General features: G+C 60.1%; 12 protein-coding genes. 7 read left to right on the top strand and 5 right to left on the bottom strand.

What is annotated here, in order from left to right; genetic code table 11:
- Positions 1-70: 70 nt before the first annotated feature.
- Positions 71-2,530 (top strand): EAL domain-containing protein, encoded by a 2,460-nt coding sequence (locus WIN67_RS21950; RefSeq protein WP_102880482.1) that lies wholly within the window; start codon positions 71-73, stop codon positions 2,528-2,530.
- Positions 2,531-2,607: 77 nt separating this feature from the next.
- Positions 2,608-3,360 carry a TenA family transcriptional regulator gene (locus WIN67_RS21945; RefSeq protein WP_222933806.1) on the top strand — a complete coding sequence of 251 codons (753 nt, stop codon included), beginning with the start codon at positions 2,608-2,610 and terminating at the stop codon, positions 3,358-3,360.
- 100 nt (positions 3,361-3,460) lie between these two features.
- Here WIN67_RS21945 and WIN67_RS21940 read toward each other — a convergent pair whose 3' ends face one another.
- The 5 genes from WIN67_RS21940 to WIN67_RS21920 all read right to left on the bottom strand — a co-directional run bounded on the left by WIN67_RS21940 (position 3,461) and on the right by WIN67_RS21920 (position 8,321).
- The gene (locus WIN67_RS21940) at positions 3,461-4,387 is read right to left on the bottom strand and encodes a GGDEF domain-containing protein (RefSeq protein WP_265073566.1); all 927 of its coding nucleotides are present in this window, start codon (positions 4,385-4,387) and stop codon (positions 3,461-3,463) included.
- A gap of 368 nt (positions 4,388-4,755) precedes the next feature.
- Positions 4,756-5,496, bottom strand: coding sequence for a YciK family oxidoreductase (locus WIN67_RS21935; protein ID WP_102880480.1), 741 nt, complete (start codon positions 5,494-5,496; stop codon positions 4,756-4,758).
- Positions 5,497-5,553: 57 nt separating this feature from the next.
- Complete coding sequence (mupP, locus tag WIN67_RS21930) at positions 5,554-6,225, bottom strand: N-acetylmuramic acid 6-phosphate phosphatase MupP (RefSeq protein ID WP_102880479.1); 672 nt, start codon at positions 6,223-6,225, stop codon at positions 5,554-5,556.
- A gap of 3 nt (positions 6,226-6,228) precedes the next feature.
- Entirely contained in the window at positions 6,229-6,927 is a 699-nt protein-coding gene (gene ubiG / locus WIN67_RS21925; protein WP_016964097.1) for a bifunctional 2-polyprenyl-6-hydroxyphenol methylase/3-demethylubiquinol 3-O-methyltransferase UbiG, read from the bottom strand.
- 62 nt (positions 6,928-6,989) lie between these two features.
- Complete coding sequence (locus WIN67_RS21920; RefSeq protein ID WP_110594609.1) at positions 6,990-8,321, bottom strand: TRZ/ATZ family hydrolase; 1,332 nt, start codon at positions 8,319-8,321, stop codon at positions 6,990-6,992.
- Positions 8,322-8,429: 108 nt separating this feature from the next.
- Between WIN67_RS21920 and mtnA the strand changes: the two genes are divergently transcribed.
- From mtnA to hisC, 5 genes are all read left to right on the top strand, one after another.
- Positions 8,430-9,506 carry an S-methyl-5-thioribose-1-phosphate isomerase gene (gene mtnA, locus WIN67_RS21915; RefSeq protein WP_170003863.1) on the top strand — a complete coding sequence of 359 codons (1,077 nt, stop codon included), beginning with the start codon at positions 8,430-8,432 and terminating at the stop codon, positions 9,504-9,506.
- A gap of 353 nt (positions 9,507-9,859) precedes the next feature.
- A complete protein-coding gene (gyrA, locus tag WIN67_RS21910) occupies positions 9,860-12,529 on the top strand; it encodes a DNA gyrase subunit A (protein ID WP_102860848.1) in 2,670 nt (889 codons plus the stop codon).
- Between the two features lie 64 nt (positions 12,530-12,593).
- Entirely contained in the window at positions 12,594-13,679 is a 1,086-nt protein-coding gene (gene serC / locus WIN67_RS21905; protein ID WP_102880987.1) for a 3-phosphoserine/phosphohydroxythreonine transaminase, read from the top strand.
- A complete protein-coding gene (pheA, locus tag WIN67_RS21900; protein WP_016964092.1) occupies positions 13,679-14,773 on the top strand; it encodes a prephenate dehydratase in 1,095 nt (364 codons plus the stop codon). The genes serC and pheA overlap by 1 nt, the downstream gene beginning before the upstream one ends.
- A 10-nt stretch (positions 14,774-14,783) precedes the next feature.
- Positions 14,784-15,896 carry a histidinol-phosphate transaminase gene (gene hisC / locus WIN67_RS21895; RefSeq protein WP_110653110.1) on the top strand — a complete coding sequence of 371 codons (1,113 nt, stop codon included), beginning with the start codon at positions 14,784-14,786 and terminating at the stop codon, positions 15,894-15,896.
- Positions 15,897-15,900: the final 4 nt, after the last annotated feature.

Here is a 15,900-nt window from a genome sequence, read left to right as displayed (position 1 = left end):
TCGCCTAATCTGTGCTGTCTGAGTCGGGACTACTGGGTGTTCATTTGGCAGTGCGCAAGCAAGGACCCTCATGAAGCAAAAGCGGACTTTCGCAACCCCGCGGTTGTTGGGCATCGTCTGGCCCTTTATCGCCGTGGTGTTATTTCAAGCGCTGTTGGGCGGCCTCAGCCTGTATGTCCTGTCGGCAGTGCGTGGCTATGTTGCCGGTGAGAGCTTGTGGTCCAAAGGCCAGAAAGACGCCATCTACTACCTCAATCTGTACGCCGACAGCCGCGACGAAGGCACCTTCCTCAAGTACCAGAACGCCATAGCCGTACCCCAGGGCGGGCATGAGCTGCGGGTGGCCCTGGATAGCCAGCCGCCGGATCTTGAGGCGGCGCGCCTGGGGATTCTCAAGGGCGGCAATCACCCGGATGACGTTCCTAGCCTGATCTGGCTGTACCTCAACTTCCGCCATTTCAGCTATCTGGAAAAGGCCATCGATTTGTGGACCGTGGGCGACGGCTACCTGCTGCAGCTCGATACGGTAGCCCGAGAGATGCACAAGGGGATCGGCAGCAACAGTGCCAGCGAAGCCGACGTGAAACGTTGGAAGAGCCAGATCTTTGCCATCAACGATGGGGTCACGCCGGCGGCCAAGGCCTTCAGCGATGCCTTGGGGGAAGGCTCGCGGGTGATCCTGCGCCTCTTGCTGGTGACCAACCTGGCCACAGCGCTGATCCTGATTGCCCTGGCCTTGCTGCGTACCCACAAGCTGCTGGCCCAGCGGCATGCCTTTGCCGACGCGTTGCAACTGGAGAAGGAGCGCGCGCAGATCACCTTGCAGTCCATTGGTGACGGGGTGATCACCACGGATGTCGAGGGCGCTATTGCCTACATGAACCCGGCGGCGGAAGAACTGACTCGCTGGAAGGCCGAGCAAGCGGTGGGGTTGCCCCTGGCGGCCTTGTTCAATCTCTTGGACGAAAACGCCCAGGCCGACGGCTTCACTCTGATCGAACACATCCTCAGTGGCCAGCTCAGTGGCGGCAGCGAGCATTCCAAGCTGATCCAGCGCCTGGATGGCAGTACGGTGTCGGTGACCCTGGTGGGCGCGCCGATCCGCAATGCCGGGAAGGTCAGTGGCACGGTACTGGTGTTGCACGATATGACCCAGGAGCGGCAGTACATCGCCAATCTGTCCTGGCAGGCGACCCACGATGCCTTGACCGGCCTGGCCAATCGCCGGGAGTTCGAATTCCGCCTGGAGCAGGCGTTGCACGGCTTGATCCGCCAGCCCGCCAGGCATGCGCTGATGTTTCTGGACCTGGACCAGTTCAAGCTGGTCAACGACACCTGTGGCCATGCGGCTGGGGATGAGTTGCTGCGGCACATCTGCGCGTTGCTGCAGTCGGGGCTGCGCGAAGGTGACACCCTGGCGCGATTGGGCGGGGACGAGTTCGGGATTCTTCTGGAGAACTGCTCGCCGGAGGCGGCGGAGAAGATTGCCGAAGGGCTGCGTCAGACTGTGCAGAACTTGCATTTTGTCTGGAAGGGCCGGCCATTCGTGACCACCGTGAGCATTGGGCTGGTGCATATCGCCCAGACTCCCACCACGCTTGAGGCGTCGTTGCGGGCAGCGGATATGGCCTGTTACATGGCAAAGGAGAAAGGTCGCAATCGGGTGCAGGTCTATCATGCCGACGATTCAGAACTGTCCCTGCGATTTGGCGAGATGGCCTGGGTTCAGCGGCTGCACATGGCCCTTGAGGAAAACCGCTTCTGCCTCTATTCCCAGGAAATCACCGCCCTAGGTCGTACCGAGCATGATGGTGGGCACATCGAGATTCTTCTGCGCCTGCACGACGAGGCTGGCCGGATGATCCTGCCGGACAGCTTCATTCCGGCGGCGGAGCGTTACGGCCTGATGACCTCCCTGGACCGCTGGGTGGTACAGAACGTATTCAAGATCATCGCCCAGTGCATTGCCGAGGGCCGGGAAGGACCAATGGCGATGTGTGCGATCAATCTGTCGGGCACCACCATTGGCGACGACGAGTTTCTCGACTTCCTGCGAGAGCAGTTCGTTGTCTATGGCGTACCGCCGAAGATGATCTGTTTTGAAATTACTGAAACCAGTGCAATTGCCAATTTGGGCAGTGCGATCCGTTTTATAAATGAACTCAAGGGTTTGGGTTGCCATTTTTCCCTGGATGACTTTTGTGCGGGAATGTCGTCGTTCGCTTATCTCAAACATTTGCCTGTAGACTTCCTCAAGATCGATGGAAGTTTCGTAAAGGATATGCTGGACGACCCGATTAACCGCGCCATGGTCGAGGTGATCAACCACATCGGGCATGTCATGGGTAAGCGCACGATTGCCGAGTTTGTTGAAACACCGCAGATCGAGCAGGCCCTGCTTGAGATCGGCGTGGATTATGCTCAAGGCTACATTGTTGAACGTCCGCAATTGTTCACCTGTGACAGCTTGCAGTGTCGCCCCGTGCGGCCACAGCCGCTGTTGTTCAAGGCGCCCGGCACGTTCCGTTGAAACCTCTTTTGGATCCGCATATCACAATCAAAAGGAGCCCGACAGTGATCGACACATTCAACCGAACCGGCCCGCTCATGGAAGCTGCCAGCTACCCCGCCTGGACTCAGCAATTGATCCGGGACTGCAGCGAGAGCAAGCGCCGTGTGGTGGAGCATGAGCTGTATCAGCGCATGCGTGACAACAAACTCAGTGCCAAAGTCATGCGTCAGTACCTGATCGGCGGCTGGCCTGTGGTTGAACAGTTCGCCCTGTATATGGCGCAGAACCTGACCAAGACCCGTTTTGCCCGTCACCCTGGCGAAGACATGGCGCGTCGTTGGCTGATGCGCAACATTCGGGTCGAACTCAATCATGCCGATTACTGGGTGCATTGGAGCCGGGCCCATGGTGTGACCCTGGAGGATTTGCAAGCCCAGCAAGTGCCACCGGAGCTGCATGCCTTGAGTCACTGGTGCTGGCACACCAGTTCGGCGGATTCGCTGATCGTGGCGATCGCTGCAACCAACTACGCCATTGAAGGGGCGACGGGCGAATGGTCGGCCCTGGTCTGTTCCAGCGGCGTCTATGCCGCTGCGTTCCCGGAAGAAGATCGCAAGCGCGCCATGAAGTGGCTGAAGATGCATGCCCAGTACGATGATGCTCATCCCTGGGAAGCCCTGGAAATTATCGTCACGCTGGCGGGTTTGAATCCGAGCAAGGCCCTGCAAGTTGAGCTGCGCCAGGCCATCTGCAAGAGCTATGACTATATGTACCTGTTCCTGGAGCGCTGCATGCAGCAGGAAAAAACCACAGTAACTCGCGAGCGCCTAGCGCTGGCTGAAGGGTAAGTCGGGCGGGGGCTTTACGGGCAGGTCGATTGTCATGGGCAAGGGGTGCCTGAGGCAGTGGAGTTGCCCGTGATTGATATACAAGTGCGAGGCCTGCTACCTAGCCCGCCATTGCCAGCCGATTGCGTCCTTCCCGCTTGGCCACGTACAGCGCGCTATCGGCGCGGCGCAACAGGCTCTCTGCGGACTCACCCGGCAACAGGGTCGAGCAGCCCAGGCTGACGGTGAGTTCGATCAGTTTGCCGTCAGCCTGGTATTCCTGGGCTTGGGCGGCATTTCTCAGCCGTTCGCCCACCATCGCCGCTGCGTCGCGCCCGGTGTTGGAGAGCAGGATCAGGAATTCTTCCCCGCCAAAGCGAAAGACCATGTCCACATTGCGCAGTTGCCCCTTGATCGAGGCGGCAACGGCCTTGAGCACTTCGTCGCCAGTGCTGTGGCCGTAGCTGTCGTTGATGCGCTTGAAGTGGTCGATGTCCAGCATCAGCAGTGACAGTGGGAGTGAGTGGCGGCGAGCCATCTCGATTTCCCGTTGCAGGGTTTGGTCCATGGCAATCCGGTTGCCGGTATCGGTCAACGGATCGCGCAGGGCGCTGCGGGTTGCGGCGCGATACAGCAAAGCGTTGCGCATCGGGTACAGCAGGGTTGAGAGCAACGACTCCAGGTGACCCTGTTCGGTCTCGCTGAAGCGTTGGCTGCGGCGGAACACCAGCTCGCCCATGGACTCGCCTTCGTGGCTCAGGTTGTAGCTGATGGAGTGGTGACCGCGCTGGCCGAACTCCAGGCGCAGATCGCTGAGGGGGTGCTGGTAATGGAGGGCGTCGAGGGGGACCAGGCGTTGCACTTCGCGAAAGAACAGGCCGAGGATGCGTTGCGGCTCAAGGCTGGTTTGCAGTTGCAGTCCCAGTTGTTGGCGCAATTGTCCGAGGCTGACGGGCTGTTTGATCAGCGGTGTCTGTTGGCCAAAGCCCAGGCGTTGCAATTTGGCGCTATCGAAGTCAATTGCGTTGGTCTGGGTCGGTGTTTTCATTTGAGCTTGAGCCCCCTGAGCACTATTTACGGTGTTTCTGCCTAGGTGAGAGCGGCTCTGAGCTGCGCGTCATACTGTTCCTTCAGTCCCGTAGGACAATCGCGCATATTTTAGGCCGCTTCGCCTTTGGCTATAAAGCCCTCGGCACAAGCCGTTTCCCGCAGCGTCAATGCACCGTGGGTTGAGTGTTGTTAGAGCGAAACTCGTGCCATTCGGTTCATACGAATAAAACTTGTTTGAATTCAAATGGTTGGTGAGTGTGCGGGAGCACGACTTATCTTGGCCGACATTTGTTTGGCTGGAAACCCGTGGGGGATTGGGCTTGCCAAGGCGTCGCGACAGTATTCTGTCGCGACGAACGGAGAGGGTTACTGTGCGTTGAAAGCCTGGCCGTTGATTCCGGTGCTGTCCGGGCCCATCAGATACAGGTAGACCGGCATGATCTCTTCCGGTGTCGGGTTGTTGCTGGGGTTCTCGCCCGGATAAGCCTGGGCACGCATGCTGGTACGGGTGGCGCCCGGGTTGATGCTGTTGGCACGGACCGGCGCCACAGTGTCCAGCTCATCGGCCAGGGTTTGCATCAGACCCTCAGTGGCGAACTTGGACACGCCGTAGGCGCCCCAATAGGCCCGACCCTTGCGGCCGACGCTGCTGGAGGTGAACACCACCGAAGCATCCTGGGACAGTTTGAGCAGGGGCAGCAGGGTGCTGGTCAGCATGAACATGGCGTTGACGTTGACTTGCATCACTCGCATGAAGTTTTCCCCCGACAGCTGCTCCAGCGGCGTGCGAGGGCCAATGATCGAGGCATTGTGCAGCAGGCCGTCGAGGTGGCCGAACTCGGTCTCGATCATCGCTGCCAGTTCGTCGTACTGGTGCGGCAGGGCGGTTTCCAGGTTGAACGGAATCACTACTGGCTGGGGATGGCCAGCCGCTTCGATGGCGTCGTAGACCTCGGTCAGGTTGGCTTCGGTCTTGCCCAGCAAGAGTACAGTGGCGCCGTGGGCGGCAAAGGTCTTGGCGGCGGCGGCGCCGATGCCACGCCCGGCGCCGGTGACCAGAATGACCCGGTCCTTGAGCAGTTCAGGGCGAGCGGAATAATCAAACATAAAAGGCCTCAACAGAAATTCGATCGTCTCCGGCGCTTAGCCGGGAATTGCTGCCGCTTAGCAGCTGCACAATGCGTTATCCAGAACCTGGCGCAGCTCCAGCGGATGGTTGACCACCACGTCGGCGCCCCAGTGCCGGGGATTATCGTCCGGATGGATGTAGCCATAGGTCACGGCGGCGGTCTTGGTGCCGGCGTCGCGGCCGGATTCGATATCCCGCAGATCGTCGCCGACGAACAGTACGGTGGACGGGTCCAGCTCGAGCATCTTGCATGCCAGAATCAGCGGCTCGGGGTCGGGCTTGCTGTTCTTCACATGGTCGGGACAGATCAGCAGTGCCGAGCGTTCGGCCAGCCCCAGCTGCTGCATGATCGGCTCGGCGAAGCGCAGTGGCTTGTTGGTTACCACCCCCCAGATCAGATTGGCTTTTTCGATATCGGCCAGTAGCTCCGCCATGCCGTCGAAGAGCTTGCTGTGCACGGCGCAATGCTTGAGGTAGCGCTCGAGGAATTCCAGGCGTAACGCCTCGAATCCCGGGGATTCCGGGTCCATGGAAAAGGTCACGGCTACCATGGCCTTGGCGCCGCCCGAAACTTCGTCGCGGATATGTTGGTCGGCAATCGGCGGCAGGCCGCGATCACGGCGCATGCCCTGGCAGACTGCGATGAAGTCGGGCGCGGTGTCGAGCAGGGTGCCATCCATATCGAAAAGAACGGCTCTGATGGCCATGTCTCACTCCTCTCGCAGGGTCTGGATCATGTAGTTGACGTCAACGTCCGCTGCCAGTTTGTAGTGCTTGGTCAGGGGGTTGTAGGTCAGGCCAATGATGTCCTTGACGGTCAGGCCGGCAGAGCGGCTCCAGGCGCCGAGCTCCGAAGGACGGATGAACTTCTTGAAATCGTGGGTGCCGCGAGGCAGCAGTTTCATGATGTATTCCGCACCGATGATGGCGAACAGGTAAGCCTTGGGGTTGCGGTTGATGGTGGAGAAGAACACTTGGCCGCCGGGCTTGACCATGCGGAAGCAGGCGCGAATCACCGATGAAGGGTCAGGGACGTGCTCAAGCATCTCCAGGCAGGTAACCACGTCGAACTGCTCAGGCATCTCCTCGGCCAGGGCTTCGGCGGTGATCTGCCGGTACTCGACATTTACGCCGGATTCCAGCTGGTGCAACTGGGCGACCGCCAGAGGTGCCTCACCCATGTCGATCCCGGTTACGGTGGCGCCGCGCTGAGCCATGGCCTCGCTGAGGATGCCGCCGCCACAGCCGACGTCCAGTACCTTCTTGCCGGCCAGTCCGACCCGTTCGTCGATCCAGTTGACCCGAAGCGGGTTGATGTCGTGCAGGGGCTTGAATTCGCTTTCGCGGTCCCACCAGCGATGGGCCAGGGCTTCGAATTTGGCGATTTCAGCGTGGTCGACGTTGCTCATGGGTGATACTCCAAAGCTAAGAAATTCTCTGTTGGGCCTCGAGCGTCCGCTCAAGGTCCGGGTTATTGGGCGTGGCCGCTGATGCGCTGGCCCCAGCTGCGGGCGGTGGCGCTCAGCTGTTGTTCGTCCTGGCGAGTCAGGCGCCGGTCATCCAGCAGTTGTTTGCCGGCGACCCACAGGTGTTTCACGCAGTCCCGGCCAGTGGCGTAGATCAGTTGCGACACAGGGTCGTAAATCGGTTGCTGGGCCAGGCCGGACAGGTCGAAGGCCACCATGTCTGCGGCCTTGCCGATTTCCAGAGAGCCCACTTCGCTTTCCAGTCCCATGGCTCTGGCGCCATTAAGGGTGGCCATGCGCAGGGCGCGATGGGCATCCAGGGCGGTTGCCGAACCAGCCACGGCCTTGGCCAGTAGTGCGGCGGTACGAGTTTCCCCCAGCAGGTCCAGATCGTTGTTGCTGGCCGCACCGTCGGTGCCTACCGCGACGTTGACCCCGGCCTGCCACAGGCGCTCTACCGGGCAGAAGCCGCTGGCCAGTTTCAAGTTGGATTCCGGGCAATGAATGACACTGGTGTTGGTTTCTACCAGTAAAGCCAGGTCGTCATCGCTGATTTGGGTCATATGAACCGCCTGGAAGCGCGGCCCCAGTAGGCCCAGTCGAGCCAGGCGCGCCAGTGGGCGCTCGCCACGCTGCTCCAGGGATTGCTGCACTTCGAACGCGGTTTCATGCACATGCATGTGGATCGAGGCGTCGAGTTCTTCGGCGATCACCCGGATCTTTTCCAGATTCTCATCGCCTACGGTGTAGGGCGCATGGGGGCCGAAGGTGATCTTGATCCTTGGGTGGTGCTTGAGATCACCAAACAGTTCGACGCCCTGACGAATGGCTTCGTCGGCGTCGTGGGCTCCAGGAATGGGGAAGTCGAGGATTGGTATGGCGAGTTGGGCGCGTATGCCGCTGTTGTGAACGCGCTCGCTGGCAACCTTCGGAAAGAAGTACATGTCAGAGAAACAGGTGATACCGCCTTTGATCTGCTCGGCGATGGCCAGGTCGGTACCGTCACGGACGAAGGCTTCATCCACCCACTTGGCTTCGGCGGGCCAGATGTGCTTTTCCAGCCAAGTCATCAGTGGCAAGTCGTCGGCCAGGCCGCGAAACAGCGTCATGGCTGCGTGCCCGTGGGCATTGACCAGTCCCGGGCTGAGCAGCATGCCGGGCAGTTCGCGAACTTCGGTGGCGCGAAACTTCAACGCCTCGGCTCGCGGGCCGATGAACAGAATGCGTCCGTCGCGGATGCCCAGGCCGTGTTCCTTGAGGACGACGCCGGCTGGCTCCACTGGCACCAACCAGGTCGGTAACAGCAGCAGGTCGAGCGCAGTCTCACGGTTCGGCATCGAATATCGGTCCAGGGCTTCATATAAAGGATGGCGAAGTATACCCGAGCGTCTTGGCGGGGGGATCGCTATAATCCGCGGCTTTTGTTCATGAGTACGGGGTGAGGGATGCGCGATCGTCTGTTGGCTGCGGAGAAGGTCAAGGCCATTGATTGGCGGGATAACACTCTGTACCTGCTCGATCAGCGGAACCTGCCCTTCGAGGAGACCTGGGTTGCCTGCGACAGCGCGGCCAGGGTCGCCGAAGCGATTCGTTCAATGGTGGTGCGCGGCGCTCCAGCCATTGGCATCAGCGCAGCTTATGGTCTGGTCCTGGCGGCTCGTGCGCGCTTTGCCGCAGGCGGCGATTGGTTGGCCGCTCTGGAGGCGGATTTTGCCCTGCTGGCGGAGTCCCGCCCGACCGGTGGCAATCTGTTCTGGGCCTTGAATCGCATGCGCGAGCGCCTGGATCGGGTCAAGGACCTGGCTGAGCCGTTGACGGCACTGGAAGCGGAGGCCATGTCGATCCATGAGAGTGATCGTGAGGCCAACCTGACCATGGCTCAACTGGGCGTGGATTTGATTCGTCGGCACCAAGGCAATCCCCAGGCCTTGTTGACTCATTGCAATACAGGCGCTCTTGCGACCGGCGGCTTCGGCACGGCTCTGGGGGTGATTCGTGCGGCTTGGCTGGAAGGCATGGTGGAGCGAGTTCATGTCGATGAAACCCGGCCCTGGCTCCAAGGGTCGCGCCTGACAGCCTGGGAGTTGGCCAGTGATGGCATTCCTGTGACCTTGAACGCCGACGCTGCCGCCGCCCACATCATGAAGACCAAAGGTGTGACCTGGGTCGTTGTCGGTGCTGACCGAATCGCCGCCAATGGCGATGTGGCGAACAAGATCGGCACCTATCAGCTGGCGGTCAATGCCATGCATCACGGAGTGCGCTTCATGGTGGTGGCCTCCAGTTCGACCATCGACATGAATCTGGCCAGTGGGGACGACATTCCCATCGAGGAGCGCGACGCCGCAGAGTTGCTGGAGCTCGCTGGCAAGCGTGTGGGGGCGGATGTGGAGGTCTTCAATCCGGTGTTCGATGTGACGCCCGCGGACCTGATCGACGCCATCGTCACCGAAAAGGGTGTCGTCGAACGTCCGGATGCCGCAAAGATGGCGCAATTGATGTGCCGTAAGCGCTTGCATTGATGTTCGGCCTCGAAGGTCGCTGTCCATGACTTCCGAGGCGGGCCGCCGAGTCGGAAAAAACACATAAATGTGTGCGAATTTGGCCTCTGAGCCTCTCTCGTCTCTTATCAGGCTGTCACCGGTCAACTAACTATGCTCCATGCGCGTCAGGGGGATAGGTGCGTGGCGGCGATTGTGATAACATCCGGCGGTTTCCAAGGCGGTCCGATGCGACTGCCTTCACTGCGCAAATCCATGGCATAACTTGTTGATTTGTCGTAAGTCGGTGCATGGCACTAGGCCTGCAGCGGCGAGCTTCGTTCGTCCCATATGGATGTGACGAAGTTTCACCAGAAAAAGGAATCAGGCTTCTCATGGGCGAACTGGCCAAAGAAATCCTCCCGGTCAATATCGAAGACGAGCTGAAACAGTCCTACCTCGACTACGCGATGAGCGTAATCGTCGGGCGGGCACTGCCTGATGCGCGCGATGGCTTGAAGCCCGTGCACCGGCGTGTGCTGTACGCGATGAGCGAGCTCGGTAACGACTGGAACAAGCCGTACAAGAAATCTGCCCGTGTTGTCGGTGACGTGATCGGTAAGTATCACCCGCACGGTGATACCGCGGTGTACGACACCATCGTTCGTATGGCCCAGCCATTCTCCCTGCGCTACCTGCTGGTAGACGGCCAGGGTAACTTCGGTTCGGTCGACGGCGACAACGCGGCGGCCATGCGATACACCGAAGTGCGCATGACCAAGCTGGCGCACGAGCTGCTGGCCGACCTGCACAAGGAAACCGTGGACTGGGTGCCGAACTACGACGGCACCGAGATGATCCCGGCGGTCATGCCGACCAAGATCCCCAACCTGCTGGTCAACGGTTCCAGCGGTATTGCCGTGGGCATGGCGACCAACATTCCGCCGCACAACCTCGGTGAAGTCATCGACGGTTGCCTGGCGCTGATCGACAATCCCGAGCTGACTGTCGACGAGCTGATGCAGTACATCCCCGGCCCGGACTTTCCGACCGCAGCGATCATCAACGGTCGCGAAGGCATCATTGAGGCCTATCGCACCGGCCGTGGCCGCATCTACATGCGTGCCCGCTCGATCATCGAAGATATCGACAAGGTGGGTGGCCGCCAGCAGATCGTCATCACCGAGCTGCCTTACCAGCTGAACAAGGCCCGCCTGATCGAGAAGATCGCCGAGCTGGTGAAAGAGAAGAAACTCGAAGGCATCACCGAACTGCGCGATGAGTCCGACAAGGACGGTATGCGCGTGGTCATCGAGCTGCGTCGCGGCGAAGTGCCCGAGGTGATCCTCAACAACCTCTACGCCCAGACCCAGTTGCAGGCCGTGTTCGGCATCAACATCGTGGCGCTGATCGACGGCCGTCCGCGGATCCTCAACCTCAAGGATCTGCTGGAAGCCTTCGTTCGTCACCGTCGCGAAGTGGTGACCCGTCGTACCGTGTTCGAGCTGCGCAAGGCGCGTGAGCGCGGTCACATCCTTGAAGGCCAGGCTGTTGCCCTGTCCAACATCGACCCGGTCATTGCCCTGATCAAGGCCTCGCCAACACCGTCGGAAGCCAAGGAAGCGCTGATCAGCACTCCATGGGAATCCAGCGCGGTGATGACCATGGTCGAGCGTGCCGGCGCGGACTCCTGCCGTCCGGAAAACCTCGATCCGCAATACGGTCTGCGTGATGGCAAGTACTTCCTGTCCCCGGAGCAGGCGCAAGCCATTCTGGAGCTGCGTCTGCACCGCCTGACCGGTCTTGAGCACGAAAAACTGCTGGCCGAGTACCAGGAGATCCTCAACCAGATCGGCGAGCTGATCCGCATCCTCAACAGCGCCACGCGCCTGATGGAAGTGATCCGCGAAGAGCTGGAAGTGATTCGTGCCGAATACGGAGATGTGCGTCGCACCGAGATCCTCGATGCACGTCTCGATCTGACCCTGGGCGACATGATTCCGGAAGAAGAGCGCGTGGTGACCATTTCCCACGGCGGCTATGCCAAGACCCAGCCACTGGCTGCGTACCAGGCTCAGCGTCGTGGCGGTAAAGGTAAATCCGCTACTGGCGTCAAGGATGAGGACTACATTGCTCACCTGCTGGTAGCCAACAGTCACACCACGCTGCTGCTGTTCTCCAGCAAGGGCAAGGTGTACTGGCTCAAGACTTACGAAATTCCTGAAGCATCCCGCGCTGCTCGTGGCCGTCCGCTGGTGAACCTGCTGCCGCTGGACGATGGCGAGTACATCACCACCATGCTGCCGGTAGAGGAATACACCGAAGGTCACTACATCTTCATGGCCACCGCCAACGGCACCGTGAAGAAGACCCCGCTGGAATCCTTCAGCCGTCAGCGTAGCGTCGGTTTGATCGCCCTGGAGCTGGACGAAGGCGATGTGCTGATCAGCGCTGCGATTACCGATGGCGAGCGTGAAGTCATGCTGTTCTCCGATGGTGGCAAGGTAACTCGCTTCAAGGAGTCCGACGTGCGTGCCATGGGCCGTACCGCCCGTGGTGTACGCGGTATGCGTCTGGCCGAAGGCCAGAAGCTGATCTCCATGCTGATTCCGGAAGAGGGCAGCCAGATTCTCACCGCCTCCGAGCGTGGTTTCGGAAAGCGCACGGCCATCAGCGAGTTCCCAGAGTACAAGCGTGGCGGTCAGGGCGTTATCGCCATGGTCAGCAACGAGCGTAACGGTCGCCTGGTAGGCGCGGTCCAGGTGCTGGACGGAGAGGAGATCATGCTGATTTCCGATCAGGGCACCCTGGTTCGTACCCGTGTCGACGAAGTGTCGAGCCTGGGCCGTAACACTCAGGGCGTGACCCTGATCAAGCTGGCCAGCGATGAAACCCTGGTAGGCCTGGAGCGGGTGCAGGAGCCATCGGAGATCGAAGGCGAAGAGTACGAAGGTGAAGAGGGCGCTGAATTCGAGGGTACCGTGCTGGATACGGTAGCCGAGCCGGATGATGCAACCGATGGCCAACAGGCAGACGCCGCAGGCGAAGAAGAGTCGAAAGACTAAATAAATCGTAGCAGGGCAGAGTGTTTGCTCTGTCCGCTACCGTGAATGCATAGCGAGAGTGGATGTGAGCAAACGAGCCTATAACTTCTGCGCAGGTCCCGCTGCGCTACCTGAAGCTGTCCTGTTGCGTGCCCAGGCCGAATTGTTGGATTGGCATGGCAAGGGCCTGTCGGTCATGGAGATGAGTCATCGCAGCGATGAGTTCGTCTCCATCGCCACCAAGGCCGAGCAGGATCTGCGTGATCTGCTGAATATCCCCTCGAACTATAAAGTGCTGTTCCTGCAAGGCGGCGCCAGCCAGCAATTTGCCCAGATTCCACTGAATCTGCTGCCTGAAGGCGGTAAGGCCGACTATATCGACACTGGTATCTGGTCGCAGAAAGCCATTGAAGAGGCCTCTCGTTATGGTCAGGTCAATGTCGCGGCCACTGCCAAGCCTTATGACTACTTTGCAATTCCCGGCCAGAACGAATGGCAGCTGTCGAAGGACGCGGCCTACGTGCATTACGCGCCGAACGAAACCATTGGTGGCCTGGAGTTCAGCTGGATTCCAGAAACCGGCGACGTTCCCCTGGTGGCCGACATGTCTTCTGACATCCTCTCGCGCCCCGTGGATATTTCCCGTTTCGGCATGATCTACGCCGGTGCGCAGAAGAACATTGGCCCCAGCGGCATCCTGGTGAACATCATTCGCGAGGATCTGCTGGGTCGTGCCCGTTCCCTGTGCCCGACCATGCTCGACTACAAGGTCGCGGCGGATAACGGCTCGATGTACAACACCCCGCCGACCCTGGCCTGGTACCTGTCCGGCTTGGTGTTCGAATGGCTCAAGGAACAGGGCGGGGTGGAAGCCATCGCCAAGCTCAACGAAGTCAAGCAGCGCACCCTGTATGGCTTCATCGATGCCAGCGGCCTGTATAGCAACCCGATCAACAAGTCCGACCGCTCTTGGATGAACGTGCCGTTCCGTCTGGCCGACGATCGCCTGGACAAGCCGTTCCTGGCTGGCGCCGAGGCTCGTGGCCTGCTCAACCTCAAGGGACACCGCTCGGTGGGCGGCATGCGCGCCTCCATCTATAACGCCGTGGACATCAACGCCGTCAATGCGCTGGTGGCTTACATGGCAGAGTTCGAGAAGGAACACGGCTGATGTCTGAGCAAGAACTCAAGGCCCTGCGCCTGCGCATTGATGCTCTGGACGAGAAGGTCCTGGAGTTGATCAGTGAGCGTGCGCGCTGTGCTCAGGAAGTTGCCCGGGTCAAGATGGCTTCCCTGGCAGAAGGCGAAGTGCCGGTGTTCTATCGTCCCGAGCGCGAGGCTCAGGTGCTCAAGCGGGTGATGGAGCGCAATCAGGGGCCGCTGGGCAATGAAGAGATGGCGCGTTTGTTCCGCGAAATCATGTCTTCGTGCCTGGCGCTGGAGCAGCCGCTGAAGGTGGCTTATCTCGGTCCCGAAGGCACTTTCACCCAGGCTGCGGCCATGAAGCATTTCGGTCATGCGGTGATCAGCAAGCCGATGGCGGCGATCGACGAAGTGTTCCGCGAAGTAGCGGCCGGTGCGGTTAATTTCGGCGTGGTGCCGGTGGAAAACTCCACCGAGGGCGCGGTCAACCATACCCTCGACAGCTTCCTCGAACACGATATGGTTATCTGCGGCGAAGTCGAGCTGCGTATCCACCACCATCTGCTGGTGGGCGAGAACACCAAGACCGACAGCATCAGCCGTATCTATTCCCATGCCCAGTCCCTGGCCCAGTGCCGCAAGTGGCTGGACGCCCATTATCCGAATGTCGAGCGCGTGGCGGTGTCCAGCAACGCTGAGGCGGCCAAACGGGTCAAGGGTGAATGGAATTCGGCGGCCATCGCTGGGGATATGGCAGCGGGTCTGTATGGCCTGACGCGACTGGCAGAGAAAATCGAGGATCGTCCGGACAACTCCACGCGCTTCTTGATGATCGGTAATCAGGAAGTGCCGCCGACTGGCGACGACAAGACCTCGATCATTGTCTCCATGAGCAACAAGCCCGGTGCGTTGCACGAGCTGCTGGTGCCGTTCCACGACAACGGCATCGACCTGACGCGCATCGAGACCCGACCCTCGCGCAGCGGCAAATGGACCTATGTGTTCTTCATCGACTTCGTTGGCCACCACCGTGATCCGTTGATCAAGGATGTGCTGGAGAAGATCAGTCAGGAAGCAGTGGCACTCAAGGTGCTGGGTTCCTACCCGAAAGCGGTTCTCTGAGGCTTTAACAATGAGTGGCGACTTCCTCGCACTGGCACAACCAGGCGTGCAACAACTTTCGCCTTACGTTCCGGGCAAGCCCGTGGACGAATTGGCTCGTGAGCTGGACATCGATCCGGCCACTATCGTCAAGCTGGCAAGCAATGAAAATCCGTTGGGCGCCAGCCCCAAGGCGCTGGCAGCGATTCGCGACGAGCTGGCGGAGCTGACCCGTTACCCTGATGGCAACGGCTTTGCTCTCAAGTCCCTGTTGGCCGAGCGCTGTGGTGTGGAGATCCAGCAGGTAACCCTGGGTAACGGCTCCAACGACATTCTGGAGTTGGTGGCTCGCGCCTATCTGGCGCCAGGCCTGAATGCCGTGTTCAGCGAACACGCGTTTGCCGTCTACCCCATCGTGACCCAGGCGGTCGGTGCCCAGGCAAAAGTAATTCCCGCCAACAACTGGGGGCACGATTTGCCGGCCATGCTCCAGGCGATCGATGAGCAGACCCGTGTGGTGTTCATCGCTAATCCGAACAACCCGACAGGGACCTGGTTCAGTGCCGAGGCGCTGGATGAGTTTCTTCAGGACGTGCCTGCCCATGTGCTGGTAGTGCTGGATGAGGCCTATATCGAGTACGCCGAAGGCAGCGACCTGCCGGACGGTTTGGACTTTCTGGCGGCTTACCCGAACCTGCTGGTGTCACGGACCTTTTCCAAGGCCTATGGTCTGGCGGCCTTGCGGGTTGGTTATGGTCTCTCGACCCCGGTGGTGGCGGATGTGCTGAATCGGGTGCGTCAGCCATTCAATGTCAACAGCCTGGCTTTGGCGGCGTCCTGTGCCGCCTTGCAGGACGAGGATTACCTGGCTGAGAGCCGTCGATTGAATGAGTCGGGCATGCAGCAGCTGGAGGCGGGTTTCCGCGATCTGGGGTTGAGCTGGATCCCTTCCAAGGGCAATTTCATCGCCGTGGATCTGGGGCGTGAAGCTGCGCCAGTGTTCCAGGGGTTGTTGCGTGAAGGTGTGATTGTGCGTCCGGTGGCTAACTACGGCATGCCGAACCATTTGCGGGTCACCATTGGCTTGCCTGCGGAAAACACTCGTTTCCTTGAGGCTTTGGCCAAGGTTCTGGCCCGTGGTTGATGTC

Source organism: Pseudomonas idahonensis, from assembly GCF_037903935.1.
Taxonomy (GTDB): Bacteria; Pseudomonadota; Gammaproteobacteria; order Pseudomonadales; family Pseudomonadaceae; genus Aquipseudomonas; species Aquipseudomonas danubii.
The sequence above is the reverse complement of the archived record's forward strand: the minus strand, read 5'-3'. Positions and strand labels throughout refer to the sequence as shown.

Excerpts from the sequence above, each read along its gene's own strand:
- WIN67_RS21950 (WP_102880482.1), top strand. The coding sequence starts at position 71 with ATGAAGCAAAAGCGGACTTTCGCAACCCCGCGGTTGTTGGGCATCGTC.
- WIN67_RS21945 (WP_222933806.1), top strand. The coding sequence starts at position 2,608 with ATGGAAGCTGCCAGCTACCCCGCCTGGACTCAGCAATTGATCCGGGAC.
- WIN67_RS21940 (WP_265073566.1), bottom strand. The coding sequence starts at position 4,387 with ATGAAAACACCGACCCAGACCAACGCAATTGACTTCGATAGCGCCAAA.
- WIN67_RS21935 (WP_102880480.1), bottom strand. The coding sequence starts at position 5,496 with ATGTTTGATTATTCCGCTCGCCCTGAACTGCTCAAGGACCGGGTCATT.
- mupP (WP_102880479.1), bottom strand. The coding sequence starts at position 6,225 with ATGGCCATCAGAGCCGTTCTTTTCGATATGGATGGCACCCTGCTCGAC.
- ubiG (WP_016964097.1), bottom strand. The coding sequence starts at position 6,927 with ATGAGCAACGTCGACCACGCTGAAATCGCCAAATTCGAAGCCCTGGCC.
- WIN67_RS21920 (WP_110594609.1), bottom strand. The coding sequence starts at position 8,321 with ATGCCGAACCGTGAGACTGCGCTCGACCTGCTGCTGTTACCGACCTGG.
- mtnA (WP_170003863.1), top strand. The coding sequence starts at position 8,430 with ATGCGCGATCGTCTGTTGGCTGCGGAGAAGGTCAAGGCCATTGATTGG.
- gyrA (WP_102860848.1), top strand. The coding sequence starts at position 9,860 with ATGGGCGAACTGGCCAAAGAAATCCTCCCGGTCAATATCGAAGACGAG.
- pheA (WP_016964092.1), top strand. The coding sequence starts at position 13,679 with ATGTCTGAGCAAGAACTCAAGGCCCTGCGCCTGCGCATTGATGCTCTG.
- hisC (WP_110653110.1), top strand. The coding sequence starts at position 14,784 with ATGAGTGGCGACTTCCTCGCACTGGCACAACCAGGCGTGCAACAACTT.